The sequence below is a fragment of the Paenibacillus sp. FW101-FHT12H11 genome (assembly GCF_058790355.1).
Map to the genome: position 1 here is coordinate 208,464 of NZ_JBYTCO010000012.1, position 25,590 is coordinate 234,053.

The 25,590-nt window shown below is 46.7% G+C and carries 26 protein-coding genes; 10 read left to right on the top strand and 16 right to left on the bottom strand.

What is annotated here, in order from left to right:
- Window positions 1-2: 2 nt before the first annotated feature.
- Window positions 3-1,085 (bottom strand): dual-specificity RNA methyltransferase RlmN, encoded by a 1,083-nt coding sequence (rlmN, locus tag AC3WTJ_RS32470; RefSeq protein WP_492525265.1) that lies wholly within the window; start codon window positions 1,083-1,085, stop codon window positions 3-5.
- A 238-nt stretch (window positions 1,086-1,323) separates the two neighbouring features.
- Here rlmN and AC3WTJ_RS32475 point away from each other — a divergent pair, with 238 nt between their 5' ends.
- Entirely contained in the window at window positions 1,324-1,755 is a 432-nt protein-coding gene (locus AC3WTJ_RS32475) for a VOC family protein (protein ID WP_407870002.1), read from the top strand.
- 82 nt (window positions 1,756-1,837) lie between these two features.
- Here AC3WTJ_RS32475 and AC3WTJ_RS32480 read toward each other — a convergent pair whose 3' ends face one another.
- Both AC3WTJ_RS32480 and AC3WTJ_RS32485 read right to left on the bottom strand, forming a co-directional pair.
- The gene (locus tag AC3WTJ_RS32480) at window positions 1,838-2,191 is read right to left on the bottom strand and encodes a hypothetical protein (RefSeq protein ID WP_407870003.1); all 354 of its coding nucleotides are present in this window, start codon (window positions 2,189-2,191) and stop codon (window positions 1,838-1,840) included.
- 218 nt (window positions 2,192-2,409) lie between these two features.
- The gene (locus AC3WTJ_RS32485) at window positions 2,410-3,459 is read right to left on the bottom strand and encodes an NAD(P)/FAD-dependent oxidoreductase (protein WP_492525267.1); all 1,050 of its coding nucleotides are present in this window, start codon (window positions 3,457-3,459) and stop codon (window positions 2,410-2,412) included.
- A gap of 178 nt (window positions 3,460-3,637) precedes the next feature.
- On the opposite strand from AC3WTJ_RS32485, the gene AC3WTJ_RS32490 reads away from it, so the two are divergent.
- Genes AC3WTJ_RS32490 through AC3WTJ_RS32505 form a run of 4 tightly spaced genes read left to right on the top strand, consistent with a single transcriptional unit; the run spans window position 3,638 to window position 7,397 of the window.
- Window positions 3,638-4,486: an ABC transporter ATP-binding protein gene (locus AC3WTJ_RS32490; RefSeq protein ID WP_492525269.1), complete on the top strand. Its 849-nt coding sequence runs from the start codon at window positions 3,638-3,640 to the stop codon at window positions 4,484-4,486.
- Window positions 4,434-5,369: an iron-hydroxamate ABC transporter substrate-binding protein gene (locus AC3WTJ_RS32495; protein WP_492525271.1), complete on the top strand. Its 936-nt coding sequence runs from the start codon at window positions 4,434-4,436 to the stop codon at window positions 5,367-5,369. Before AC3WTJ_RS32490 ends, AC3WTJ_RS32495 begins: the two co-directional genes overlap by 53 nt.
- 22 nt (window positions 5,370-5,391) lie before the next feature.
- Window positions 5,392-6,390: a FecCD family ABC transporter permease gene (locus tag AC3WTJ_RS32500; RefSeq protein WP_492525273.1), complete on the top strand. Its 999-nt coding sequence runs from the start codon at window positions 5,392-5,394 to the stop codon at window positions 6,388-6,390.
- Window positions 6,387-7,397 carry a FecCD family ABC transporter permease gene (locus AC3WTJ_RS32505; protein ID WP_492525275.1) on the top strand — a complete coding sequence of 337 codons (1,011 nt, stop codon included), beginning with the start codon at window positions 6,387-6,389 and terminating at the stop codon, window positions 7,395-7,397. The genes AC3WTJ_RS32500 and AC3WTJ_RS32505 overlap by 4 nt, the downstream gene beginning before the upstream one ends.
- A 71-nt stretch (window positions 7,398-7,468) precedes the next feature.
- On the opposite strand, the gene AC3WTJ_RS32510 is transcribed toward AC3WTJ_RS32505, so the two are convergent.
- The 6 genes from AC3WTJ_RS32510 to adh all read right to left on the bottom strand — a co-directional run bounded on the left by AC3WTJ_RS32510 (window position 7,469) and on the right by adh (window position 13,104).
- A complete protein-coding gene (locus AC3WTJ_RS32510; protein ID WP_127453974.1) occupies window positions 7,469-7,927 on the bottom strand; it encodes a hypothetical protein in 459 nt (152 codons plus the stop codon).
- A gap of 36 nt (window positions 7,928-7,963) precedes the next feature.
- Window positions 7,964-8,392, bottom strand: a complete 429-nt coding sequence (locus AC3WTJ_RS32515; protein ID WP_492525277.1) for a hypothetical protein — start codon at window positions 8,390-8,392, stop codon at window positions 7,964-7,966.
- Complete coding sequence (locus tag AC3WTJ_RS32520) at window positions 8,389-9,582, bottom strand: Alp7A family actin-like protein (RefSeq protein WP_492525279.1); 1,194 nt, start codon at window positions 9,580-9,582, stop codon at window positions 8,389-8,391. Before AC3WTJ_RS32520 ends, AC3WTJ_RS32515 begins: the two co-directional genes overlap by 4 nt.
- A 206-nt stretch (window positions 9,583-9,788) precedes the next feature.
- On the bottom strand, window positions 9,789-11,078 hold the full coding sequence (gene rpoN / locus AC3WTJ_RS32525) for an RNA polymerase factor sigma-54 (protein WP_492525281.1): 1,290 nt from the start codon (window positions 11,076-11,078) through the stop codon (window positions 9,789-9,791).
- Between the two features lie 129 nt (window positions 11,079-11,207).
- Window positions 11,208-11,570 carry a DUF779 domain-containing protein gene (locus AC3WTJ_RS32530; RefSeq protein ID WP_492525283.1) on the bottom strand — a complete coding sequence of 121 codons (363 nt, stop codon included), beginning with the start codon at window positions 11,568-11,570 and terminating at the stop codon, window positions 11,208-11,210.
- Window positions 11,571-11,583: 13 nt separating this feature from the next.
- Window positions 11,584-13,104 (bottom strand): aldehyde dehydrogenase, encoded by a 1,521-nt coding sequence (adh, locus tag AC3WTJ_RS32535; protein WP_492525285.1) that lies wholly within the window; start codon window positions 13,102-13,104, stop codon window positions 11,584-11,586.
- A gap of 235 nt (window positions 13,105-13,339) precedes the next feature.
- Between adh and AC3WTJ_RS32540 the strand changes: the two genes are divergently transcribed.
- Entirely contained in the window at window positions 13,340-15,091 is a 1,752-nt protein-coding gene (locus AC3WTJ_RS32540; RefSeq protein ID WP_492525437.1) for a sigma-54-dependent Fis family transcriptional regulator, read from the top strand.
- A 176-nt stretch (window positions 15,092-15,267) separates the two neighbouring features.
- Entirely contained in the window at window positions 15,268-16,113 is an 846-nt protein-coding gene (locus AC3WTJ_RS32545; protein ID WP_492525287.1) for an aldo/keto reductase, read from the top strand.
- A gap of 180 nt (window positions 16,114-16,293) precedes the next feature.
- Here the strand turns inward: AC3WTJ_RS32545 and AC3WTJ_RS32550 are convergent, their stop codons facing one another.
- The 5 genes from AC3WTJ_RS32550 to AC3WTJ_RS32570 all read right to left on the bottom strand — a co-directional run bounded on the left by AC3WTJ_RS32550 (window position 16,294) and on the right by AC3WTJ_RS32570 (window position 21,861).
- The gene (locus AC3WTJ_RS32550; RefSeq protein ID WP_492525439.1) at window positions 16,294-16,662 is read right to left on the bottom strand and encodes a DUF4180 domain-containing protein; all 369 of its coding nucleotides are present in this window, start codon (window positions 16,660-16,662) and stop codon (window positions 16,294-16,296) included.
- Between the two features lie 17 nt (window positions 16,663-16,679).
- Window positions 16,680-17,696: an SDR family oxidoreductase gene (locus AC3WTJ_RS32555; protein ID WP_492525289.1), complete on the bottom strand. Its 1,017-nt coding sequence runs from the start codon at window positions 17,694-17,696 to the stop codon at window positions 16,680-16,682.
- Between the two features lie 172 nt (window positions 17,697-17,868).
- On the bottom strand, window positions 17,869-20,298 hold the full coding sequence (locus AC3WTJ_RS32560) for an EAL domain-containing protein (RefSeq protein ID WP_492525291.1): 2,430 nt from the start codon (window positions 20,296-20,298) through the stop codon (window positions 17,869-17,871).
- A gap of 145 nt (window positions 20,299-20,443) precedes the next feature.
- Window positions 20,444-21,127, bottom strand: a complete 684-nt coding sequence (locus AC3WTJ_RS32565; protein WP_492525293.1) for a DUF4956 domain-containing protein — start codon at window positions 21,125-21,127, stop codon at window positions 20,444-20,446.
- Window positions 21,124-21,861, bottom strand: a complete 738-nt coding sequence (locus AC3WTJ_RS32570; RefSeq protein ID WP_492525295.1) for a polyphosphate polymerase domain-containing protein — start codon at window positions 21,859-21,861, stop codon at window positions 21,124-21,126. Before AC3WTJ_RS32570 ends, AC3WTJ_RS32565 begins: the two co-directional genes overlap by 4 nt.
- Window positions 21,862-22,074: 213 nt before the next feature.
- Between AC3WTJ_RS32570 and AC3WTJ_RS32575 the strand changes: the two genes are divergently transcribed.
- The 3 genes from AC3WTJ_RS32575 to AC3WTJ_RS32585 all read left to right on the top strand — a co-directional run bounded on the left by AC3WTJ_RS32575 (window position 22,075) and on the right by AC3WTJ_RS32585 (window position 24,688).
- A complete protein-coding gene (locus AC3WTJ_RS32575; RefSeq protein ID WP_492525297.1) occupies window positions 22,075-22,752 on the top strand; it encodes a response regulator transcription factor in 678 nt (225 codons plus the stop codon).
- The gene (locus tag AC3WTJ_RS32580) at window positions 22,753-24,012 is read left to right on the top strand and encodes a sensor histidine kinase (protein WP_492525299.1); all 1,260 of its coding nucleotides are present in this window, start codon (window positions 22,753-22,755) and stop codon (window positions 24,010-24,012) included.
- Between the two features lie 94 nt (window positions 24,013-24,106).
- Window positions 24,107-24,688, top strand: coding sequence for a GNAT family N-acetyltransferase (locus AC3WTJ_RS32585; protein ID WP_492525301.1), 582 nt, complete (start codon window positions 24,107-24,109; stop codon window positions 24,686-24,688).
- A 57-nt stretch (window positions 24,689-24,745) separates the two neighbouring features.
- On the opposite strand, the gene AC3WTJ_RS32590 is transcribed toward AC3WTJ_RS32585, so the two are convergent.
- Both AC3WTJ_RS32590 and AC3WTJ_RS32595 read right to left on the bottom strand, forming a co-directional pair.
- A complete protein-coding gene (locus AC3WTJ_RS32590) occupies window positions 24,746-25,129 on the bottom strand; it encodes a TM2 domain-containing protein (RefSeq protein WP_492525303.1) in 384 nt (127 codons plus the stop codon).
- Window positions 25,130-25,160: 31 nt separating this feature from the next.
- Window positions 25,161-25,499, bottom strand: a complete 339-nt coding sequence (locus tag AC3WTJ_RS32595; RefSeq protein WP_127454005.1) for a TM2 domain-containing protein — start codon at window positions 25,497-25,499, stop codon at window positions 25,161-25,163.
- Window positions 25,500-25,590: the final 91 nt, after the last annotated feature.

Below are 25,590 nucleotides of genomic sequence, written 5' to 3' on the forward strand. Positions count from 1 at the left end.
TTTTATTGAGCAACCAAGTTATCCTCTGTGGATTTCTTGATTTGTTTACTGCGTAATTGTCCACAGGCGGCATCAATATCGGTTCCGTGTTCAAGCCGGACACTGCAGGAAATGCCTTGCTTTTTAAGCGTATCATAGAAAGCCCGCACGGACTCCCGCTCGCTCCGTTGGTACTGGCTATGCTCATCCACCGGATTGTACGGGATCAGATTCACATTGGCGAGTTGGCGGATGTGCTGAATCAGCTCAGCCAGCTGGATCGCATGCTCCTTGCCGTCATTCACGTCTTTCAGCAAAATGTACTCGATCGTAATTCTCCGGTTTGTTTTCTCCAGATAGTACTCAATCGAACTCATCAACTTTTCAATCGGAATCGCTTTGTTAATTTTCATAATCCGCGTCCGAAGCTCGTTCGTCGGGGCATGCAAGGAAATCGCGAGGTTCGTCTTCAAATCGGAATCCGCGAATTCTCTGATTTTATCAGCAAGACCACTTGTGGAAACGGTGATATGTCTAGCCGCAATATCAAGACCCTTCTGATCCTTCACGACGCGGATGAAATCGACCATGTTCTTGAAATTATCGAAAGGCTCGCCAATTCCCATCACCACAATGTGGCTTACGTGCTCGTTCGCGCCCTTGCCGTCCAAATGAAGCTGAACCTTCATAATTTGTTCCACGATTTCTGCGCTCGTCAGATCACGGCTCTTGGCCAACAGACCGCTGGCACAGAAGCTGCACCCGATATTGCAGCCAACTTGTGTTGTTACACATACAGACAGGCCGTATTTATGCCGCATCAGCACGGTTTCGATCAGGTTGCCGTCCATCAATCTAAACAGGAATTTGATTGTCCCGTCCGCTGACTCTTGTTTCAGATGCTCCGTCAAGGTTTGGATGGCGAAATGCTCCTCCAGCACCTGGAGGCAGTCCTGTTTAACATCCGTTATCTCTGAAAACGAGGTTACCCGTTTCCGATACAGCCAATCCCATACAAGTAAAGCCCGCGACTTTTTGAAGCCTTTTTCAGCGAGCCAAGCCACTAATTGATCAAACGTTAATCCATAAATGGATCCTTTATTCATGTGTTATCCTCTTTTCAAGACTTTCGCTTACAGTCCAAATTCTATGAAACAGCCGAAGCTTACCATCTACTTATTATTGTGCCAAAAATCGTCCATGAACACAAGAGGAGTGAGCTTCCAGTGTTTCATCAAAGATTTACAAATGAATCGAACATATGTTCTTTATTTTTCTCTCATTTTGTGTTAATAATAAGAGGTAAGGTTTTTTATCAAATTTAACCCAAGGAGCTGAAGGTTGATGACATTACGCTTAGACCCTTATTTAGTTATGGAAGGAAACGCTAAGGAAGCCATCCAATTCTATGAGAAGGCATTAGGTGCCCAGCAAGTTTTCGTACAAACATTTGGCGAAATGCCTGCAAATCCTGACTTCCCGCTCCCTTCAGAAGCAAATGAACTTATCGGACATGCGATGCTGATGGTAGGCGATACGCGTCTGATGCTATCCGACGCCTTCCCTGGACAACCTGTTCAGAAGGGTGCCAATGTTACCATTTGCATTTCGATCAAGGATGTTGAGAAATCCAAAGCGATCTACCATGCACTGGAAGATGGCGGACGCGTCATCATCCCGCTGTCGGAATCCCACTTCAGCCCTGCATATGGCCAAGTCGTCGACAAGTTTGGCGTAGGCTTCCACATTTTCACTGACCAACCAACGAACAACTAAAGACCGAACGGAATGTCAAAAAGCCTTCATTCCATTTCTACCGTTGGATTGAAGGCTTTTTTATGTAGAACCCCTAACATGTTTATCGAACGATCTTCTCGAGGATTTTCATAGAAGAGGCTGCTATTTCTTCAGCAGCTGGTACTTGTAAAGGTGCAGGTGCTGAAGATGGTGCTGGCTGATCATGAAACATTTTATTCGCATACATCTTCTTGATTTGGCCGTAAAAGCTTGTCGTTCGTATGTAGGAAATCATCCTGCAAATCATTTGCATTTGCATCGTATCTTCAATCCCGGAGGCGATGTTGAAAAGTGTATTCAAACTGCCAATGGCTTGATCCCTAGTGATGATCCCACTTTCCAAATCCCTCACAACCCGCTCCATTTCACTTTTCACGAACATAACTGCTCTGCTCTTTATAGTCTTATCTATCAACCACTGCACCTCCTAGATGTATGTACTAAAATAGTACAACACCCTGCTTGGAATAGCTGTCGAAGCGAGGGGAGCAAGATTATAGTATTTTTCGGGAATACCAAGGAATCTTGTCGTCTTTTGTTAGGAAAAATTTGTAAACGTGGGCCTTACCTGTATTTTTCTCAGATATTGCATGGTTCGCTCGTTCTTTGACAAATCGAAGACTTGCGCTCCTGCTAGCTGAACATTTGCCTCACTAATTCCCGATTTCGTTCTTTGAAAACTTCATTATGCGAAGAAACCATAGCATACTTGTAGGCACCTGGCTGTATGTATTGTTTCGCTTTATTTACAGCATTCGCTGCATCATGGAAAGCGCCTGCGATCAGGTGGACTTTCCCTTCATGATTGAGAATATCGCCAGCTGCATAAATCCCCTCAATAGAAGATTCGCTCGCTGCGCTGCCTTTAATATAATAGTCGTCTACAATCTCGATCTTCACTTCGCTATTTTGAAGTAAAGTCGTATCCCGCTCATAGCCGTGATTAATAATGACTTCATCGATTTCCAAATACGAAATTTCACCCGTTTCGTGATTCTCAAGCTGGACATGCTCAATTGTCTCGTGATTTGCGCCGGCAATTAATTTAGAAATGGACGAATTAAAGATACATTGCACGGAGCTTTCCAAAAGCTGCTTCACTTGAGCTTCATGACCGGAGAGCGCATCCTTGCGATACGTTAAATAGACCTTTCCAGCTACAGGCTCCAGCTCATTAGCCCAGTCAACGGCTGAATTGCCGCCGCCAGAGATGACAACCGTTTTACCCTTAAAGCGCTCCAGGGACTTTACCGTATAGTTTAAATTAGATACCTCATACCGCTCCGCGCCCTCGATTTCCAGCCTTTTGGGATTGAGAATGCCCCCGCCTACTGCGACTATCACTGTTTTCGACAAATGCTTAACACCGGATGCAGTGAGCAGTTCAAAGATCCCGTCTTCATTGCGCCTGATCGACTCGACTTTCTCACTTAAGACAACCTCCGGCGAGAAGGTTAATCCTTGTTCGACAAGTTTCTTGATCAGCTTTGCGCCAGGCAGCGGCGTATGACCGCCAACGTCCCAGATCATCTTTTCCGGGTAAACATGCACTTTGCCGCCAAGCTGTGGCTGATACTCAATAATCTTCGTTTTCATTTCTCTCAAGCCGCTATAGAAAGCAGAGTAAAGCCCTGCCGGGCCTCCTCCGATGATCGTGACATCAAACAATTCCTGATTATCCATAAACGTTCACTCCTCATTACTTGTATGCAATTGATTATCATTATCAATTAAATATAAAGCTATTCTTTTCTTTTGACAACAAAATAATCATTGACAACCTTAATCTAGTGGCTTAAAGTATGTTTAGTTATCGTGATGATAATGATTATCACTATCGATGACATCATGGAGGTGTCTTATGGTTCGCCTGTATATAGATGAACTCAACATTGGTTATGGAGAACGTTCGATTGTCAAAAATCTTAGTGCCGCCATTCCCGACAAAAAAATTACGACCATTATCGGTGCTAACGGCTGCGGCAAGTCCACCCTTTTAAAAGCAACAACACGGATTATTCCTCACCAATCCGGTCGTATCGTACTGGACGGAGCACTTATCTCAAAAGAAAACACCAAAGTGCTCGCCAAAAAAATGGCGATCCTGCCACAGACGCCTGAAAGCGCCAGCGGATTGACCGTCGGTGAATTAGTGTCTTATGGCCGCTTCCCTTATCAAACCGGCTTTGGCCGATTGACAAAAAAGGACTATGACGCCATCGACTGGGCGCTCGAAGTGACAGGCACCCAAGATTTTAAATACAGGCCTGTCGATTCCTTATCCGGCGGTCAACGGCAGCGCGTTTGGATTGCGATGGCGATCGCCCAGGAAACCGATATTATTTTCCTGGATGAGCCTACGACCTACTTGGACTTGGCCCATCAACTAGAGGTGCTGGAGCTATTGCAGCGCTTGAATCGGGAACAAGATCGAACGATTGTCATGGTGCTGCACGATTTGAACCAAGCCGCTCGCTTCGCGGATTACATCATCGCTTTGAAAGATGGCGAAATTGTCAAAGCCGGCGATTGTGAAGAAGTGATGCAGCCTGAAGTTCTCAAGCAAGTTTTCCACATTGATGCGGAGATCGGAAGAGATCCTCGGACCCATAAACCCATGTGCATTACTTACAATTTACTAAAGGGAGACAACTCAAGTGAAAAAACTACTGATTCCATTCCTGCTCTTCATCCTAGTGCTAGCTACTAGCGCTTGCGGATCTGCAGCACCTAAAAAAGAAAATGGCTCTGCAACACCGGCTGCTTCAACTGCGGCTGGGTCCAAAACAATTACGTATCAGTCCGAAGATGGGCCTGTTGAAGTACCTGCCAATCCACAGCGCGTTATTGTCCTTTCTGCTTTTGCAGGAAATGTAATGGCGTTAAATGTGAAGCTTGTCGGTGTGGAGTCATGGTCCAAAGCTAATCCCAACTTTGACAAAACCCTAAAAGATGTGCAGGAAGTTTCAGATGAAAACTTGGAAAAAATCATTGAACTAAAACCCGATCTTATTATCGGTCTATCCACGATCAAAAATATGGATAAGCTAAAGCAAATCGCTCCAACCGTTACATACACGTATGGGAAGGTTGACTATCTAACCCAACATATCGAGATCGGCAAGCTTTTGAACAAAGAAAGCGAAGCAAGAGCTTGGGTTGACGATTTCAAGAAACGTGCACAAAAAGCAGGTACTGACATTAAAGCCAAAATCGGCGCGGACAAAACCATCTCCGTCATCGAGAGCTTCGACAAACAGCTTTACGTATATGGCGATAACTGGGGTCGTGGGACGGAAATTCTTTATCAGGAAATGAAATTGCCTATGCCTGCCAAAGTGAAGGAAACAGCTCTGAAAGAAGGCTATTATGCCTTGTCGACGGAAGTTCTGCCGCAATTCATGGGCGACTACGTGATTTTCAGCAAAAACCCGGATGCCGACAACTCTTTCCAACAAACGGAGACATACAAAAATACAACGGCTGCAAAAAACGGCCACGTTTATGAAGCTAACGCCAAGGTTTTCTACTTCAACGATCCGTTAACGCTGGAATACCAACTAGATTTCTTCATCAAAAACTTGCTTAAATAACATCACGAAGGAGCCGTCTCGGATGAAACTATCCATTTCATTTGGTTATAAATTTGCCCTTGGGCTCCTTGTGTTTGTGGGAATGTTTGTTGTTGCTATGGTGTTTGGGGCAGCAGATGCTACCCTCACGGATGTCTGGCTGGCACTAACTTCACACACCACAAGTGATGCGATTACAATCATCCGTGAAATACGATTACCCCGCGAAATCGCGGGGATTTTCGTTGGCGCGGCTTTAGGCGTCTCAGGCGCCATTATGCAAGGAATTACACGAAATCCGTTAGCAGACCCCGGTTTGCTGGGGCTAACGGCAGGTGCTAACGCAGCACTCGCCCTAACTATTGCTTTATTCCCATCAACAAGCTACTTGGGCATCATGCTCGCTTGTTTCATTGGAGCGGCCATAGGAGCGCTTCTGGTTTTCGGCATTGGAGCGTTGAAAAAAGGCGGATTCTCACCCATCCGCATCGTACTCGCCGGAGCTGCGATCTCCGCTTTTTTATACGCCGTCTCTGAGGGTCTCGGCCTTTATTTCAAAATCTCAAAAGATGTGACCATGTGGACAGCAGGCGGATTGATCGGCGCTTCATGGGACCAGCTGAAAGTAATCGTGCCTTTTATCGTGGTGGGGTCGCTGGTATCTCTCCTGCTCTCCAGGCAGCTTACCATTCTTAGCTTAAGCGAAGAGGTGGCTGTTGGATTAGGGCAGAAAACGGCGCAAATTAAGGCGATTCTCTTCATCATCATTATTCTTCTGGCAGGCGCATCCGTTGCCCTGGTCGGCAATATGGCTTTCATCGGGCTTATGATACCGCACGTCGTACGTGCCATCGTCGGCACCGATTACCGGTTCATTATTCCAATGTCCGCGGTCTCTGGCGGTACCTTCATGCTGCTCGCAGATACTCTCGGGCGTACCATGAATGCGCCATACGAAACGCCTGTAGTGGCCATTGTCGCGATGCTGGGCTTACCTTTCTTCCTGTTTATCGTACGTAAAGGGGGCAAAGCCTTCCCATGATTCATCCATCCATTCTCAGAAAACAACGCCTGCTCGTAGTTGGGGCTCTGGCACTTATCATAGTTACGGTTGTGATCGGCATGGGGTTAGGTTACTCGTCGTTGTCCTATAACCGGCTGCTCCCTACCCTGTTAGGCCAGGGAACCTTCAAAGAACATTTTGTCTTATTTTCAATTCGATTACCCCGGATTCTGATTACCTTATTAGCCGGCATGGCGCTTGCTCTATCTGGCGCGATCCTGCAGGGTGTTACACGCAATGATTTAGCTGACCCCGGCATTATTGGAATAAACTCCGGTGCGGGTGTCGCCGTTGCCTTCTTTTTTCTGTTTTTCCCGGTAAAAGCAGGCTCATTCGTGTATTTTCTACCGCTGGTCGCTTTTATTGGAGCTCTACTAACCGCAGCTTGCATTTACCTGCTCTCTTATAGTCGAAAAGAAGGTCTTCAACCCGTCCGATTAGTGTTAATGGGCATTGGCTTCTCCATGGCCTTATCCGGCATCATGATTGTCATCATCTCATCCGCAGAACGCGCGAAGGTGGACTTTATCGCCAAATGGCTGGCAGGCAACATCTGGGGAACCGATTGGCCGTTCATCTGGGCGCTGCTGCCGTGGCTTATCGTGCTCATCCCGTTCACTTTGTACAAAGCCAACCGGTTAAATCTCCTTGGTCTTAACGAGCCCGTTGCAATCGGAGTTGGTGTGTCGGTGGAAAAAGAGCGTATCGTCCTACTTCTTACCGCTGTCGCACTTGCGGCCTCTGCCGTTTCCGTCACGGGAGGCATTACCTTTATCGGGCTTATGGCTCCGCATATTGCGAAAGCTTTGGTCGGGCCCAGGAATCAGCTATTCATTCCCGTCGCTGTTCTAATCGGCGGATGGCTGCTGCTTCTGGCTGATACCGTCGGTCGCAATTTGCTCGACCCCGATGGGATTGCCGCCGGTATTATGGTCGCATTGATCGGCGCACCTTATTTCATCTACTTATTGCTGAAAAAAGCATAAAGAAAAACAGCATGCCAAAAAAGCTATCCTCCCGAATGTGGGGAATAGCTTTTTTTGATCATTAATTCTGCTCAGTTCGCAATTTGACTCCAGACTGGATACTCATCCAAGTAACCATACTGGTGCAGCTCCGTAAGTGCCTTGCGGATGCTGCTCTCATCCTCGCCTGACTCACTGGAGAGATCCAATAAGTCGGTTAAGTCAATCTTAGGATGTTCTTTGCAAAAAGCGAGCAAACCTTTGGCCGCCCAGGATAACCGATCGTCCTGAAAATCACCGACCAGCCGGCGAAACATTTTCTGGGAAATAATCTTCATCTCGACGAGATTCTGCATCGCCTTCGTTGCCTGCTTCAGATTCATCCGGCCCAGTTTTGCAATATCAACCAAATCAGGGACGTTTGCTTCTGAGGAGAAGCATTTCAATACGATTACAGTCATTTGCGAATAAACATCCATGCCAGGATAACGAAATATATCATCAGTCAATGTAAAATGCCTAGCTGCTTCTTTCCCCTGATTGTTATCCATTTAGGTGTCCTCCTTATCCTGAATCATGGAGTTCCCCTACTCAGGCTCCCTTCCATGATCTGAAGTAGGCACTAGCTTCCCTGAATTTTGCCGGGACTGCCGGAATATTTGTGCCAAGCTGAATTTCTTCTGTTCTCCTTCCGCGCCTGCTGCTTGAGCAGGCTCTGGAGGCTCGTCCAATTCTACCTTGGGATCGTCCTCTTCCATTACAGCGGGAGGGCTTACTATGTCTATATCGTGGAACATTTCTTTCCCGGGAAATATTTCGATTTCAGTTGTTGCAGATGCAGACACGTGCTCTTCGCGAACATATTTCGTTAAAATATCTATAATACCTTGGCTAAAATAGCCATCCATCTTCAACTGGTTTAAATAGTCAATGACCTCAGCGGGCGTATCTGATGGAATATACAAAGTTACATCTTTGCCAGAGCGAACGTAGACGGTGGATCGGCGTTTTTTCAATCCTGACCGCTCCCGTTCTCGGAGACTCCTTTGGCATCTGTGCCGGCCGCGACTTCGTCCGCATGTTTCAGGGCGTGATCCAGCATGAGGAACGTGCCTCGCACATTCCGGAATTGGCTGTGCTCGGCTGTATCAAACCGAATGGGCAGGCCCAGCTCGGCGTTTATTTTCTCAATCCAAGGCTGCAAAACAACAGCTCCGCCGCCGATAAACCAGAACTCGTTCGCATAACGAACGTGCTTCCAGGAGCTGCGGGCGAACTTCAGCACCTTCTCCGCTAATATGCGCATGTGCTTGTTGATCAGGCTCGTCATATCAAACACGACCTTGCCCTCGGCATAGATCTCATACTCTTTGTTGACGAGCATAAGCGTCAATTCGGCTGTGCTTGCAAGCAGCTCCTCACCTTGCGCATTCACCTCATTACGAATACTCTCCAGTGCATCGTTGAGATAAATTTTGGCGCCGGTGGAGTGCCTTTGATCCAGATCCAGGCCTGGTCGGAAGAAAGCGATATCCATATCTACACCACCGACATCGGCAATGCCGAATCCCTTGTGCGACAAATGGGATTTCGAAGTTGCTTCCAAATCATAAACGCCCGATACATCGTCTATGCTGATATCGGTTGGAAGCGTGAATTCCATTTCAACCGTGATCCCTTTGAAGACAGGGGTCGTTACGAACGTGACAGAGTGGACACCTCCGGTGATTTTACGGGCAAATTCATCGCGGAATTTCGTAATTTCGCGAATCGGCAGGCCGGTGCCCAGGTTTACGGCAGCTTTGATCCGCTTTTTACCCCGTTTGATTGCGTCCTCATGTTGTTTGGCAATGGCATAAGCGGCAGCCGTCAGGAGCGTCACCATGGTCTCCGGTCTCTGGGCTTTCTTTTGCACAGCTTTATCTCCGACAATCTCGTGAAGAATACCTTCATCGCCAATGGCGAGATTCCCCACGTAAACGTGTCGGTACTGATCGCTTTCAATGGCAGGCGATGTAATTTGAACGTCGAGGAAATCCAGGGGATCACCTTGTTCCATCAAAAGAAATCGTTCACCAAACGGTTGTGCAAGTACATTAGGGAAAATGAAGCTACAGTCCAGATGGTCATAGATGACCTTGACATGACTGCTGCCGTTATCAATGGACAGTGTGATGGTAGTGGTTAAGACTTCGTTCTTTGTCAAGTCAATTCCCCTCTCCTACCTTGATTTGAATCTATATACCTATTCGCAATAGGAACGTAGAATGAGTGGGTATTTGGAATATTCCGTTAATTATACGCTTTCACTGGAATAAAGTTTAAAGTTTAAACTTTAAACTCTAAACGGTAAAATTCACGCCTTAAACTTCAAGATTTAAACCTTAAATCTTAAATTTTAAAGTTTAACCTTCAAACGTTAGATCGTCTTTTTAGAGCAGGTGGAAGGTTCATCTGTTCTCTATATTTAGCCACTGTTCGGCGTGAAATGACGAGACCCTTGCTGATGAAGAGTTCAGATAGCTGTTGATCCGAGAAAGGCTGCTCTCGGTTTTCTCCCGCAATCGCTTCACGAAGCTTTTCCTTGATGTAAAAAGAGGAAACCGACGTTCCATCGGCCTGCTTTATTGAAGAGGAGAAGAAATATTTCAGCTCAAAAATCCCCCACGGGGTTTGAACGTACTTCCGGCTGACCGTACGGCTCACGGTGGATTCATGTACTTGCAGCGCTTCAGCCACCTGCTTCATCGTCATCGGCCCAATATGAGCGGTGCCCCTCGCACAAAAATCGGCCTGGAGCTCGAACATTAGGCTTGCTGTTTGCAGCAGCGTAGCTTTTCTTCGCTCAATGTTGTCCATGAGCCCCCTTGCGGCCTGCCACTGCTGCTTCAAGTAGCGGTATACATCTTGTGATGCCTTCTGCTCCATCAGACGAAGATAGGAATCGCTGAGTGTAATGCCCGGAATTGCAGCATTTTCGAGAAAAACAGTATATATCCCCTCGACCATCTTCAACGTAAGATCTGGTATCACATACTGTGGCTGTTCTCTGCTGTACATGGCTCCGGGCTTCGGATTGAGTACTTTAATCTGTTTAATCGCCGCTTGGATGCGGGATTGCTCTGTATCGTATTTCAACGCTAACTGATGAATCCTGCCAGCAGCAATATCAGGCATATCCTGTTGGATTAAATCTGCCACCAAGGGGTCTATTCCCTTCATCTGCTGCAATTGGAGGAGAAGACATTCCGCTAAGGTTGAAGCCCCTACACCGAATGGCTCTAAGCATTGGATGATTTGAACAGCTTGACGCACATGCTCCAGCGAGGAGCCTTGAATAGCGGAAATTTCAACTCTCGTATAGGGAAGGTAGCCCTTTGCATCCAGATTTCCGATGATCCATTTGCATAGCCCCTTTAGTCTATTGTCCAAATTCATACAGGCTATCTGTTCTAGTAAAACCGATTCTAACGTAGGAGCAGCGCTAGGATCGACATTAAGCCGCCAATCTGGATTAGAACCGCGCATATTGCGGCTTGCCGGATTTCTATGCTTAAGTTCAATAAAAGGATTCTCATTCGCTTGCTGCTTCACCAACTCATGAAGATCCAAGGAGGACATATGGAGGATTTCCATAGACTGCCGCATATGTGGGGTAAGCAGCATTCTGTGATCCTGCAGTGCACCTAATGAAAATTCCATCCGCAAACGCCTCCTTTTAAAACATGTAATCGCTTACCATAAGTATATTCGTACTTTTGACGTAAAATCCACCACGCAAAAGGACAAAAGACCCAGCGATAAACCATCGCCAGGTCCTGTGTACACTTCTTACAAACCTAACACGCGCCGCTCCTCCTCCGTAAACATCCGGGAACGCGTCAAAAACCGCCGGCCCTCCGGGCCTTCAAGCGAAAACATGCCGCCCCTGCCGGGAACCACATCGATGATCAGCATTGTATTTTTCCAATAATCGTACTGGGATTTACTCATATAAAAGGGGGCGCCGCCGATATCACCCAACCAAACGTCGCTGTCACCGATCAGAAACTCTCCCTGGGCATAACACATGGGAGAACTTCCGTCGCAGCAGCCGCCGGATTGATGAAACATAACAGGGCCATGTTTGGCTCTCACGATTTCAATGAGCTCCAGAGCAGCCTCAGTAGCAACAACTTTACTTGCCTCTGTCATCGCGGCAGCTCTCTTAGAAGAAGCCCAATGCTTCAGGGCTGTAGCTGACGAGCAAGTTTTTGGTTTGCTGGTAATGGGACAGCATCATTTTATGATTCTCGCGGCCGATGCCTGAAGTCTTATATCCGCCAAAAGCTGCATGGGCAGGGTAGGCGTGGTAGCAATTCGTCCATACACGACCCGCTTCAATGCTGCGGCCCATCCGGTAGGCGGTGTTCATGTCACGCGTCCATACGCCTGCTCCAAGACCATAGAGCGTGTCGTTCGCAATAGCCAAGGCCTCTTCCTGGTTTTTGAACGTCGTAACCGCAAGGACAGGGCCGAAAATTTCCTCTTGGAAAATTCTCATCTTATTATTTCCTTTGAGTACAGTTGGCTGGATATAGTAGCCTTCCGAAAGCTCCCCTTCCACTTTCCCTCTGTCACCGCCAATCAGACATTCCGCACCTTCTTGCGAGCCGATGTTGATATAGCTCATGATTTTCTCAACTTGCTCTGTCGAAGCCTGTGCCCCAATCATCGTAGTTGTATCAAGAGGGTTGCCTTGTGTGATCGAAGCGACCCGCTTCAAAGCTCTCTCCATAAATTGATCGTAAATCGACTCCTGAATTAATGCACGAGACGGGCTCGTACACACTTCTCCTTGATTGAGAGCGAACATAGCAAAACCTTCAAGCGCTTTATTGAAAAAAGCGTCATCCCGCGCAAGCACATCTTCAAAGAAGATGTTCGGAGACTTACCGCCCAGCTCCAAGGTAACCGGTATCAAATTCTGCGAAGCATATTGCATAATCAAACGGCCTGTTGTCGTTTCTCCCGTAAAGGCAATCTTCGAGATACGGCTGCTTGAGGCTAGCGGTTTGCCCGCTTCAAGGCCGAAGCCGTTAACGACATTAACGACGCCTGGCGGCAGCAAATCTTGAATAAGTTCGAGCAGCACCAGAATGGAAGCCGGCGTTTGCTCAGCCGGCTTGAGAACTACGGCATTTCCTGCCGCAAGCGCCGGAGCGAGCTTCCACGTCGCCATCAGCAGCGGGAAGTTCCACGGAATGATCTGCCCGACGACGCCAAGCGGCTCATGAAAATGGTAAGCCACCATATTGTCGTCCAATTGGCTGAGCGTACCTTCTTGTGCGCGGATGCTCCCTGCGAAATAGCGGAAGTGATCAATTGCCAGCGGCAGATCAGCCGCGAGCGTTTCACGAACAGGCTTGCCGTTATCCCAAGTCTCGGCAACCGCGAGCATTTCCAAATTAGCTTCCATGCGATCAGCAATTTTATTTAAAATAACAGCGCGCTCGGCAACTGACGTGCGCCCCCATGCCTCTTTGGCAGCATGCGCAGCATCCAAAGCCAGCTCGATATCCTCAGATGTTGAGCGTGGAATCTCACAGAACACACGATTATTTACAGGAGACGGATTATCGAAGTATTGCCCTTTAACAGGTGAAACCCACTGTCCACCGATAAAGTTTTCATACCGTTTTTTGAATGTTACTTTGGATCCGTTTTGTCCAGGTTGTGCATAAATCATTCTCGCTCAGCCTCCTTAAAATGGTATACATAAATAGAGAAGCAAGAATCGTGCCAACGGACCAAATCCCGTTACAAAGGGGTTTATGAATGGCCTACGAAATTAGATGTTCCGTTTTGATACAAAGGATGTGTTCCATTATGGGACATTCTTGCCGGCAGCCCTCCATTAATAAAAGCAACTATGGTATGATCGGGTAAGATACGATTGCAATGGAGGGATCTTTTTGCTATCCGTGGAAAATAACTTTTTATCCGACGCAGCGGCAGCTTCTTGGAAGCGCTGCCACGAATTTGGTTTAGTGCCCACCGACCCCATTGACGATGACATTTTAACAGGAATTCACATGCAGTCTCTACTCAAGCAAAATGAGCAAACCATCCAATACACCGAGCAAATCTTCGAACACATGCATGCCGGCATCAAAGAATCCGGCCAGATGGCGCTGCTGATCGACCCGGAAGGAACCATTATTCACACGGCGGGAGATATCGACTTCTCTCGGCGAGCATTGGCGGTTCAGCTGCAAGTAGGCGCCAATTGGGCCGAACATCGCAAAGGGACGAATGCCATCGGCGTCGCCCTTACAGAGCGGAAGCCCGTGCGTGTGCATGCCGAAGAGCATTATTTCAAATCAAACCATTTCCTGACCTGCGCTTCTGCCCCTGTCTTCAATGCGATCGGCGAACTTATCGGAATCGTCAATATTAGCGGCAAGCAAGAGAATTTCCATGCCTATACCTTTACCCTCGCCTGTTTGGCTGCTCAATCGTTGCAAAACAGAATTTTGCTCGAGGAGTCGAAGAAGGAACACCTCATCACGCTAAAAGAGTTGGACTACTCCTCCATGCATCATCCTTTGCCCCTGCTTTCGCTCAGCCGAGATAACCGCATCCTCCGCGCCAATCACGCCGCTATACGGATTATGGGCGGCGACGTCATCGGTAAGCCCATGCCGAAACTGGAGGGTTATGCCGTTCAAACCTTACATAATGAACATCAAAAGCTGTGGCAGTCTGTCTCCATTCGAAAGGTAACGAGTAATGATCAGCATTTATACACGTTTCATGATCTCGTCGGCACTTGTCCGACGTTCCTGCAGAGAAAAGAGTTAGCCCAGAAGGCTTCAACCGCCGACTTCCCTGTTCTGCTCTTGGGTGAAAGCGGCGTCGGCAAGGAATTGTTCGCCCAATCCATACATACGGCAAGTGTCCGGTCGGGAGCTCCGTTCATTGCGCTTAACTGCAGCGCCATCCCAGACAGCCTCGTAGAGAGCGAATTGTTCGGTTATGCCCGCGGCGCTTTCACAGGTGCAAGCAAGGAGGGCAATATCGGGAAGTTCGAGGCTGCGCATAAAGGCACGATTTTCCTCGATGAAATCGGCGATATGCCCCTTCGGGCGCAAGCTGCGCTTTTGCGTGTGCTTCAAGACGGGCGGATTACTCCGGTTGGGAGTGCGAAGAGCAAAGCCGTTGATGTGCGCGTAATTGCCGCAACGAATAAGGATTTGGCCGCAGAAGTGAAGGCAGGCGGATTCCGGGCCGATCTTTATTATCGGCTGAAGGGCATTCCTATTACGCTGCCGGCTCTGCGGGAAAGAAGCGATATCCTGACTTTGGCGCTTCATCTGCTCCAGAAGCATGCTTCACCATGCTGCGCTTTCACAGAAGCCGCCAAACGCAAGCTGCTGGCCTACAATTGGCCAGGCAATATCAGAGAGCTGAACGGCATTCTGATGCAAGCGATCTTCCTGGCTGGCGATCAGCCGATTGATGCTGAGCATTTAATGTTGGAGGCTGCGCAAGCGGATGAGCCGATGAGCGGAGCCCCCAGCGGAGATCACCCTCTAACGCTAAAAGAAGCGGAAATTAAAGCGATTAAGATGGCGCTGACCGCCTCTGAGTGGAATCTCAGCAAGGCTGCCGCCAAATTGCAAATTGGAAGGACGACTTTGTACCGTAAAATCGAGGAATATGGGATCACTTAAGCACCAATAGTCACAGAAGAGTAACTATCGTACTAAAAAGTACGTACTTTTCATCTCCTCATGAAACGTTCATAATAACAATTGCCAGCAGGGACATCCTACTGATGGTAAGAATTTTATGATGCGATGAGGCCCATTGGCCAACATATAAACAGTTACATGAGGAGGAATTACGCATGACGATCAACCATTTACAATCCACAACAACCCTGCTGAACGGCGTTCAAATGCCATGGTTCGGGTTAGGTGTTTTTAAAGTAGAAGACGGTTCTGAGGTAGTAAGCTCCGTCAAAGCAGCCATTCGAAATGGCTACCGCAGCATTGATACAGCCGCCATTTATGGGAATGAGACCGGTGTTGGACAAGCTATTTCCGAGGCGCTTGCGGAAACAGGACTCGCTAGAGAGGATTTGTTCGTAACCTCCAAGGTGTGGAACGCAGATCTTGGCTATGAATCGACAATTGCCGCCTATGAAGCCAGCTTATCCAAGCTGGGTCTGGAATATCTTGACCTGTACCTCATTCACTGGCCGGTCAAAGGGAAATATAAAGAGGCTTGGCGTGCTTTGGAAACTCTGTACAAAGAAGGTCGTGTGAAAGCAATCGGCGTCAGCAACTTCCAAATTCATCATCTCGAAGATGTGATGAAAGACGCGGAAATCGTGCCAATGGTGAACCAAGTTGAACTTCACCCGCTTCTGTCACAGCAAGAGCTGCTCACCTTCTCCAAAGCGAATAACATTCAGTTAGAAGCTTGGTCTCCGCTCATGCAGGGCCAGCTATTCGATCACCCGGTTCTTAATGACATCGCTGCTAGCCACAGCAAGTCGGTTGCTCAAGTCATTCTCCGTTGGGATCTGCAACGCGGCATTGTGACGATTCCGAAGTCGATCAAAGAGCAGCGCATCATCGATAACGCCAACGTCTTTGACTTCTCGTTAACGGATGCAGAGATGGCTCGTATTGATGCCTTGAATGAGAATCGACGCGTCGGACCCGATCCGGACAATTTTGATTTTTAAGCAGTAAAAAGCACCAATCCTTCCAATGTGGAGGAACGGTGCTTTTTTTCGTTTAACGCGCGTTTAGGTTCGCCTGCTAAATATCTCTATTTTGAATGGGCGTCCCAAATATCGCCTGTCTTCCTCTTGCATGCCGAAATGGCCGACAAACCGGCGTCGAGCACCCTTTTCTCCGTCGGATTAATTAGCATTGTGCAGAGCGTCCAGCGCTGCCTCTCTGTTTTTGAGGAAGAAAACCGAGTTCCCTTGATTGCTCTCATAGATAAAATCCTTCAGACTTTTACTGTTATACACGTCAAAATCGCCAACAATCGCAAATTTAACTTTGTAGTTCGTAAATTTCTGTAATATCTCACCTGCAAGGCGGGTCTTCAGCTCGAAAAAATCTTCGGAAACGTTGGACTTGTCTATCAAAATTTTGTGGCATTCTTCCAGATATTGAACAGACGCCATCAAATCCAAAGCCTCCTGCACATCGCTTATGAGGATATCATCACTTTGCACAATAGCGACTCTGGAGTTATTTCTAATATCAACCGTTATATTCATTGCCATCCCCTTTACACCTATTCCCGAATTGCTAGTACAGCCGCATCTAAGGCCCGAATCACCTTATCGCACCATTGATCAAATTCCTGATCTTCCCTTTGTAACTCGGGTTTAGCTAAAATATTGGCGACAGTTGTTTTAATCCCCTGATCAAAACGAGTCGTCGCAACGAACTCCGGAACAAGCCGTTTCAGCTTCGCATTGTCGAAAACGACGGAATTCGCCTTATCTCCCAGCAGTCCGCCTCTGTAATTCTCCGTGCTGCACGCATCCAGAAATTCAGACGAAACATGAACCGCCTGCAGTTTGACTCCTAGGGCATCAGCAATGGCTTCATAGATTTGATTCCAAGTCAGCGTCTCATCGGAAGTGATATGTACGGACTCCCCAATAGCATGCAGATTGCCCATAAGTCCAATAAATCCTTTAGCAAAGTCGCTATTATGCGTCATTGTCCACAGTGAAGTGCCGTCTCCATGAATGATTACGGGCTTGTTCTCCAGCATACGTTTGGCAACCTGCCAGCTGCCTTTACTGCCATGCACGCCAAGCGGTATGGATCGTTCATCATAGGTGTGGCTCGGTCTTACGATAGTAATAGGGAAACCATGGTCGCGATACATCTTGAGCAAATAATCCTCACAAGCAATCTTGTTCCTTGAGTATTCCCAATAGGGGTTCGATAAAGGCGTCCCTTCCGTAATTCTATAGTCAGACAGCGGTGTTTGGTACGCAGACGCTGAACTTATGAACATAAATTGTTTGGTTTTACCTTGAAATAAGCGATAGTCTCTTTCCAGCTGAGTCGGTTCGAACGCGATGAAATCCGCAACGACATCGAACTCCAAGTGTTCAATTAGTCTAGCGACATGCTCTTCATCCCGAATGTCCGCTGTGAGCAAGTTAGCCCCTGCTGGCAATGATTCATTTCTTGTGCCTCTATTCAGCAGATAAAGCTCGCACCCACTGTCCAGCAGCTGCTTTGTAATTGCTGAACTAATTGTTCCTGTTCCTCCAATAAATAGCGCTTTCATCTTCCACCTCCGGTATTTTTGAACAATCTCCTAACTTTTATTCGCCAAAAGGAGCTTAAAACCTCCTAGACTGATCAGCTAACCTTGTTTAGAAAACTTGCAATTAGGTAAACAAAAACCCGACCAGCTCTACAGAGCTAATCGGGCTTCCAGTTACAGATATAGTTGTTCTTTATGATCTACTTGCCCGCATCGGCGCAAAGAAAGCTTCCTCTACATCCTGAGCAGGCAACGGCTTGCTGTAATAATAACCCTGAATCTTTTTGCAATCATTATCCATAAGAATATCCAACTGTTCCTTCGTTTCAATGCCTTCCGCAATAACGTCCATATTCAAATGCTGCGCCATCGAGATAATTGTGGCTACAATCGCTTTATCATTATTGTTCTCCGTAATATCGCGGATAAACGAACGGTCAATTTTGAGCTTGTGGATCGGAAGAAGCTTCAGATAACTCAGGGAACTATATCCCGTTCCGAAATCGTCCAGACTGATCCGGATGCCCGATTCCGTCAATTCATTCAGAATGCTTCTGGAAACCGTCGCATCCATCATCATGCTTTCCGTAATTTCCAACTCCAAATATTGCGGCTCAAGTCCCGTTTCCTCAAGGATTTCCTTAATGTACATCGCCAAATTGGTCTGGTGGAACTGCTGGGAGGATAAATTGACGGAAACAGGAATCAGCGGCCCGCCGCCGCGATGCCATTCTTTCATTTGCCGACAGGCTTCTCTCAGCACCCATGTGCCCATTTCATAAATAATGCCTGTTTCTTCCGCTATGGGAATGAATACGCCTGGAGAAATTGTGCCCTTCGTCGGGTGATTCCAACGAACGAGGGCTTCGACGCCAATCATCTGGCCGTCCCCCGCACGAATTTGCGGCTGGTAATTCAAGAACAGCTGTTTGCGCGCAATCGCCTGACGCAATTCAACTTCCAGCTCAATTTTCTCCTGCAGCTGCGCGTTTAGTTCGCCCGTATAGAACTGGTATCCGTTCTTGCCGTTTTTCTTCACTTCGTACATGGCAGTGTCCGCATTTTTGAGCAGCTGCACGGCATCCGCGCCGTCGTTCGGATATACGGCAATACCGATACTCGCTGTGACGTAGAAGTCATTCTCTTTAAGTCGATACGGCACGCCAATCGCTCTGATGATTTGTTCAGCAAAATCGGCAACTTCTTCCCTCTCGTAACGGCTGTCACAGAGCAATGTGAACTCGTCACCGCCCATACGCGCCAAGGTCACATTCATGCCTTCCATGCACCGGCGGATACGTTCACACATCTCCTGCAAAAATTGGTCCCCATAGGTATGTCCAAGCGAATCATTAATTAATTTAAACCGATCCAGATCCATCACCATAACGGCGAACTGCTTAGCTTCGCTATCGATCATTTGGCCCAGCACTTCATTGAACATTCGCCTATTAGGCATTCCCGTCAATTCATCATGAAAAGCGAGGTGTTGGATTTTCTCCTTGGACTGCTTTTCTTCTGTAATGTCTTTGGCAATGATGTAACTGCCGACAACTTGTCCATCGAGGATGACCGGCGCGTTAATCACACTAAGTTCAACACGATGCCCTTGCTCGTGGATAATCGCAGTCTGGTACGTCTGCATCTCGCCGCCGCGCGACTTTACAAACATCTCCCTCGTGCGCTCCTGATCTTCCGGTACAATGAAGGGTAGAATATTGTCGATCGTTTGATTGCGGAACCATTCACCGGTTAACCCTGTTAGCTGCGTGACAGCCGAATTAAACCCAATAATGCGATACTGCATATTGATTGAAATGATGCCATCCTGATTATTCTCAAATAAAGATCTATACCATTTCTCATGTTCCTCAATTTCGTTATCTTTGCGTGACAATCGATTCGATATAAATATGCCAAAAAGCGACAAACCTAACGTGAACAATGTACCCCCTGCAATCGTATAAGCCAATAGCTTCTGATCCAGAAATATACCCTTCGTTTCGTCTAGCGCATCTAGCATTTGGAATTGTGCTGCATACATACCCGTATAGTGCATGCCTACCACGGCAGCTCCCATAATTAAGCCGCTGCCTAGCTTCTTCCACATTCTGCTTGGCTCTGTGCCCTTGCGGAAATAGAATGCTAACCATAAAGCCGCGATAGACGCCACAATAGCAATGATAATCGATAGTACGAAATAAACAGGCTTATAGGAAATATGAATTTCCATTGCCGCCATCCCGATGTAATGCATGGCCGAGATGCCCGTTGCGAGCAGCAGCCCACCTGCAAGTAGTAACCGCCATGATAATTGACTGCGGCCAACCACATACAAGGCCAGGAAGGAAGCCGCGATAACGACCACGACGGAAAGTATGACTTTGACTAAGTTATAGGCAACTGAAATGTTCAGCGAAAATGCAAGCATACCGACAAAATGCATAGACCATACGCCGAGCCCCATTGCGATCGCTCCGAACAGGAGCCATAACCAGCGAAACATCCCCTTGGACGTGCTGATTCTTCCTACTAAATCGAGGACAGTATAGGATGCCACGACAGCAACCACATAGGAAAATGCAACCAAAACCATATCGTATGTACCATGCAAATGATGCACTGCTAGACCTCATTTCAACTATAAAATATTGGCAATCATTTATAATATATATATTACCTGATTTGTCGAAAGATATATAGCTTCCTAACATGTAAAAAAGGGCTAACTGTTTAACAGTTAACCCTTTCGGCACAGATGGTTGCTACTACTGCGCTGCTTCCGTTGGATTCATCGTCAACGTAATATCCAAGTTTCCGTTCCTGCATCTAATGGCATCCAGGAAGTCTTTTTGATTTGTGAGATGGTCGATTGTGACCATGTACACCAACTCGTACAAGCTGCCGAGCTCCGTCGTTTTCACTTTTCTTAGCTCATAAGCAATGCCGAATTTGTTGAAAATCTCATCAAACGCTTCCTCATACCCCAGATTCTCCGGGATCGTAACTTTCAACAATCTTTGCGAGGATTTCTTAGCTCCAAATTTAATAGTTTTCAAGAAGAACATCAGTAAGCAAAGCGCAACGGTGAATAGCACCGCGTAACCGAAAGATCCAACGCCACAAGCCAATCCCGCCGCCATCGTAAATAAGACAAACGCAATATCCTTCGGATCGCCGGGAGCGCTTCTGAACCGAATGATGGAGAATGCGCCGGCAAGACTAAAAGCTCTGGCAATATTGCTGCCAATTAGCAGAATAATGACGGCTATGATCGCCGGTAGCACGATCATCGTCAACGTGAAGCTTTGATTGTACATAGGCTGTGTTTTCATATAAGTGAAGCTGATAATTGCGCCTAGCGCGAACGAAATTAGAATCGTTAACAGCGCATGGACGAACGTTAAATTATCCGAGCTTACCTGCATCGAAGTCAAAATAGCATCTATCATCTCTTCGCGACCTCCCCTGCGAATCTTCTATTTCGCATTTTTTTGTATTCATTGCCGTATTTCGAGAAACTCGTCCGGAACATCTCATGTTCCGACAGCATTTTCGACAGCCAGACAGGTATCGTTTTCTCGGCCTTCACTTCCATTAACCATTGCCCGCCGCAGATCAGCGATTCCCCATAATCGCCATCTTCCAGCTTGAGGTCATGCCGCCTGGACCGAATATTCGTATCAAACGTAATTCGGAGGTCCCGATTATTTTTGCAAAACATGGCGATCCGGTCATAGGCCAGATACACCTTCGGCTGTAATTCGTAACGCTGGAGGAAATAGTCGATTTCATGAATAACCTGTTGATTCATATAAGGTTTGAGCTCCGGCACATCCCCTGTGCGGACAAACTCATAAGCCTCGTTCAGCTTGAGCGCAGTCCGCCGCTTGTTCACTAAGCCGAATACCTTCTTTTTAAGCTCCAGGTACACTTTGCCGTCTTTTTCAGGTATGCCGTAAGCTCTTATTCGCAGCTTCTCCCTGTATTTAGGCTTGGCCAAGCTGTTTCGGATTAAAGAATCATGTTCCGTATCGTAATACATGTTGCTTATCGAGTAGAATTTATCATTCTTGTTGTATTCATCAAGCTCCATATAAGCCAGCAGTTCGTTATACAACGTGGAAAATGATTTGGTATCCATGAGATATTTATTTTCATATCGGTTAAATACTTCTATGGCCATTAGGCTGCGCCCCTTTCGCATTTGCGTGTGTTTGCTGCTTCATGTCTGTATCTTAGCGGTCGAACCTTTAGTGAAACTTAAATGAGTATCGCTTTGTAAATTATTTGTTAAGCTCTGGGCAAATGCTAAGATTAAGTTTGATTAAAGGTTCGCTCCCTATAATGAAGGCATGCAATCGAGCTTCATCACACTGGTACAAAAGGGGAAACGTAAATGAGACTATTAATTGTCGAAGATGAAATTCATTTGGCTGAGGCTTTGACCCAGATTCTTAAAAAACATAATTATTCCGTTGATACGGTACATGACGGTCAATCGGGGTTGGATAACGCATTAAGCGGTATTTATGATCTGCTATTGCTCGACATTATGCTGCCTGAGATAGACGGCATTACCTTATTGAAGACGATTCGCAGCAAAGGAATTGCGACTCCGGTGATTTTGCTGACTGCGAAAGGTGAAATTTCGGATAAAATCACTGGTCTGGATTACGGTGCGGATGACTATGTGGCTAAGCCGTTCTCGACAGAGGAGCTGCTCGCGAGAATCCGAGCGGCCTTGCGGCGCAAGGGAGAAGTCGTCGCGGAGGATGCTTTGAAATTCGGAGATATCGAGTTGCATACAGGGACGCTTAAGCTGACGTGCAGCGGGAAGGAACTTAAACTCATTTTAAAAGAAAGTGAGTTATTGGAGCTTCTGATGTCGAGGAAACAAGCGGTCATCTCCAAGGAGCAGATCATTGAAAAGCTCTGGGGGTTCGATTCTGAGGTAGAACATAACAATGTGGAAGTGTACATTTCTTTTTTGCGGAAAAAACTCACGTTCTTGCAGTCATCTGTCCGCATCACGACAATCAGAGGCGTAGGCTACGTATTGGAGGCGAGCTCCTAAATGTTCCGTAAGCTTCGCAATCGATTTCTTATCGTCAATCTGGTCATCATCACGTTCATCATGCTTCTGGCCTTTGCCTCCATCTATACAATTACTTATCAGAATGTACGCAAAGGTATCGATATGGAGCTGCATCGTGTCACTGATTTCTATCATAATCCTGATGGGAACAAAGGCGTGCCGCGGCCAGGCGGGAGTCCTCTCCCCCAGCAAAGCTATAATACCGCCGGTCCCCCGCCGGAGCGTTCCGTCTCTTTCTTGCTGCAAGCGGATGACCAGTGGAATCTTGTAGCCGCGAACTCCCGGTTCGACATGGATACGGATTTCTATACCCTTGCTTTACAAAAAGCCGCCTCTAGCAAGTCGGATAACGGCCAATTTCATTTGGAAGGCAATACGTGGGCTTATCTGGTACAAAAAAATGGCACAGGAAACTCCGTCGTCTATTTGGATATCACTGCTCAAATGAACATTCTTACGAATCTCATCTATGCCTTCTCCGTTGTGGGATTCATTATGCTGATCGTCATCTTCTTTACGAGCCGGTTTTTCGCAAATCGGTCCATAGCGCCAGTTAAAGAAGCTTTTAATAAACAAAAGCAGTTTATCGCGGATGCCTCTCATGAATTGAAAACACCGTTAGCCGTCATTAATACGAATGCTGATGTTCTTTTGGCCAATAGCGATGACACCATTCACAATCAGGTGAAATGGCTGCATCATATCAAGTCCGAGACGGAGAGAATGAAAACATTAACGGGCGATCTCCTGTATTTGACCGAGATGGAGAATTCCAGAGCCGACTTGATGTTCGCCAACTTCAATATCAGTGAAGCCGTTGAGAGTGTCATCCTCACGATGGAGGCGGTTGTGTATGAGAAGGATATCTCACTCACCTATGAGATTGAACCCGATCTCAGCCTGCGCGGCAGCTGCGAGCAAATCAAGCAGGTGGCCATGATCCTTTTGGATAACGCGATCAAATACACCAAACCGAAAGGTTCGATTGCGCTTACCTTGCAGAAACGGCATAGCAATATTCTGCTCACGGTGACCAACACAGGCGAGGGTATTCCCTCCGACCATATAGAGAGGATTTTCGACCGCTTCTATCGCGCCAATCAATCCCGTTCGCGCAAAAGCGGCGGCTACGGCCTCGGACTAGCCATCGCCAAATCCATTGTCGAACAGCATAAAGGGAAGATTTATGCGAAAAGCGTGCTGAATGAGACCACTTCGTTTTATGTTCAGCTTCCATAAGGCACCGATTATTTATCGCTTTTTAAGTTGCTCTTAAGGATCATAGGATACAATTTTCCAAACGACCATCCTACTACAAAGGAAAATAATTCAAATGATGCATATGGAAGCCTTATTTTCCTCTTTCCCTTTCATTTATACCGAACGGCTCGTCTTACGGCAAATGGATGTCGCGGATGCGGAAGATATCTATGCTTTTTACACCGACCCTCAAGTCACCAAGCACTTGGATTGGCATGGCCCCTCTTCGATCGAGGACACCCGTATGCTAATCGATTCGTGGAATCAGGCTTTTGCAGACAGAAGGTTAATCTCTTGGGGAATTTCCTTCTATCCTAACGAATCGCGGCATATTATCGGAACCATTACACTTATGCCTACAAGAGGCATATTCGATGCCGATCACCGTTATCCTCTAACTGTCGGATATGATCTAAAGACCGATTATTGGGGCAAGGGCATTATGTCCGAAGCCATGCAGGCGGTTATTCATTTTAGCAAAACACATATAAGTCCTCATAGAATTCAAGCCGAAGTTTACCCTGAAAATGTGGCCTCACTGAAACTATTAAAAAAGCTGGGTTTTCAAGAAGAGGGACTGTTGAAGCAGTATTTAATGCACGAGGTTACGAAGACCTTTCTTGACGTGGTTTTACTTGCGTTGTTGATGAATTAGCGTGTGTATATAAAAGAGAGGCCGTTTGAAACCTTGTGGTTTCTGGCGGCCTCATTCTTATTTGTTCGTACTTGTTGCTTTGATACGACGAATCACTACACGTTCCTGTTCCTGATTCATCTCTTCTATTCTTCTGTTTAGAAAGAATGCATCGATCCAGCTCCAAAGCAATGATCCAGCTAATATGGTTATGCTAAACCATAAAAGAAAGTAACTAAATGCTTCTAACTCTGTGTACACCGCCAATAGAATGATTGCAAGACCAGGAACGACTGTAGCCGTAAACATCAAGCTTGCATACAGATAATTCTCTGTATAATAACGGTGAGCTCCAAAATAATGCAGCACAGACCATAGTGCCCATACAACTTCCTTAGATTTGCGCTTCTTCAGCAGTTCTGCTTCTAAGATAGCTAGTTCTTCCAGAGTTAGCGTACGCAATAAATTTAAATTATCCATAATATTATGTACGTTATGCCTGTGCTACAGCAGCTTCTGAATTTGCTCGCGCTTGGTGGATCAGGCGGATTTCGGAAATGATCTCATTCTCAACTTTTTCATTCGTATCTCTAATCATCCCAGATAATAAGAACAAATCAACGAGTGACCAAATACCCAAACCGCCTAGTGTGAGTAACATAGCTACTCCTGTTCCAATTCGACCTAAATAAAAACGGTGACCTCCAAATGAGCAAGTGAAAAACCAGAGTAGCCATGCTATACCACCTGATTTCTGTTTCTTACTCATCTCGGAAGCAAGCAATTGAAGCTGTTCCGATGTTAAACTCTGTTTTTGCAATAGTGACGACATAGTTCGACCCCTTCTCGTATAATGTTTAAATTATACCGTGAGGAGGTATCATTTTATATCAATTTTCCCTAAATTTTGGTCAAGTTTTCAT

Excerpts from the sequence above, each read along its gene's own strand:
- AC3WTJ_RS32570 (WP_492525295.1), bottom strand. The coding sequence starts at position 21,861 with ATGGCCATAGAAGTATTTAACCGATATGAAAATAAATATCTCATGGAT.
- AC3WTJ_RS32505 (WP_492525275.1), top strand. The coding sequence starts at position 6,387 with ATGATTCATCCATCCATTCTCAGAAAACAACGCCTGCTCGTAGTTGGG.
- AC3WTJ_RS32485 (WP_492525267.1), bottom strand. The coding sequence starts at position 3,459 with ATGGATAATCAGGAATTGTTTGATGTCACGATCATCGGAGGAGGCCCG.
- AC3WTJ_RS32545 (WP_492525287.1), top strand. The coding sequence starts at position 15,268 with ATGACGATCAACCATTTACAATCCACAACAACCCTGCTGAACGGCGTT.
- AC3WTJ_RS32550 (WP_492525439.1), bottom strand. The coding sequence starts at position 16,662 with ATGAATATAACGGTTGATATTAGAAATAACTCCAGAGTCGCTATTGTG.
- AC3WTJ_RS32595 (WP_127454005.1), bottom strand. The coding sequence starts at position 25,499 with ATGTCGTCACTATTGCAAAAACAGAGTTTAACATCGGAACAGCTTCAA.
- AC3WTJ_RS32580 (WP_492525299.1), top strand. The coding sequence starts at position 22,753 with ATGTTCCGTAAGCTTCGCAATCGATTTCTTATCGTCAATCTGGTCATC.
- rlmN (WP_492525265.1), bottom strand. The coding sequence starts at position 1,085 with ATGAATAAAGGATCCATTTATGGATTAACGTTTGATCAATTAGTGGCT.
- AC3WTJ_RS32575 (WP_492525297.1), top strand. The coding sequence starts at position 22,075 with ATGAGACTATTAATTGTCGAAGATGAAATTCATTTGGCTGAGGCTTTG.
- AC3WTJ_RS32585 (WP_492525301.1), top strand. The coding sequence starts at position 24,107 with ATGATGCATATGGAAGCCTTATTTTCCTCTTTCCCTTTCATTTATACC.
- adh (WP_492525285.1), bottom strand. The coding sequence starts at position 13,104 with ATGATTTATGCACAACCTGGACAAAACGGATCCAAAGTAACATTCAAA.
- AC3WTJ_RS32565 (WP_492525293.1), bottom strand. The coding sequence starts at position 21,127 with ATGATAGATGCTATTTTGACTTCGATGCAGGTAAGCTCGGATAATTTA.
- AC3WTJ_RS32490 (WP_492525269.1), top strand. The coding sequence starts at position 3,638 with ATGGTTCGCCTGTATATAGATGAACTCAACATTGGTTATGGAGAACGT.
- AC3WTJ_RS32555 (WP_492525289.1), bottom strand. The coding sequence starts at position 17,696 with ATGAAAGCGCTATTTATTGGAGGAACAGGAACAATTAGTTCAGCAATT.
- rpoN (WP_492525281.1), bottom strand. The coding sequence starts at position 11,078 with ATGGAATTTTCATTAGGTGCACTGCAGGATCACAGAATGCTGCTTACC.
- AC3WTJ_RS32510 (WP_127453974.1), bottom strand. The coding sequence starts at position 7,927 with ATGGATAACAATCAGGGGAAAGAAGCAGCTAGGCATTTTACATTGACT.
- AC3WTJ_RS32500 (WP_492525273.1), top strand. The coding sequence starts at position 5,392 with ATGAAACTATCCATTTCATTTGGTTATAAATTTGCCCTTGGGCTCCTT.
- AC3WTJ_RS32475 (WP_407870002.1), top strand. The coding sequence starts at position 1,324 with ATGACATTACGCTTAGACCCTTATTTAGTTATGGAAGGAAACGCTAAG.
- AC3WTJ_RS32530 (WP_492525283.1), bottom strand. The coding sequence starts at position 11,570 with ATGACAGAGGCAAGTAAAGTTGTTGCTACTGAGGCTGCTCTGGAGCTC.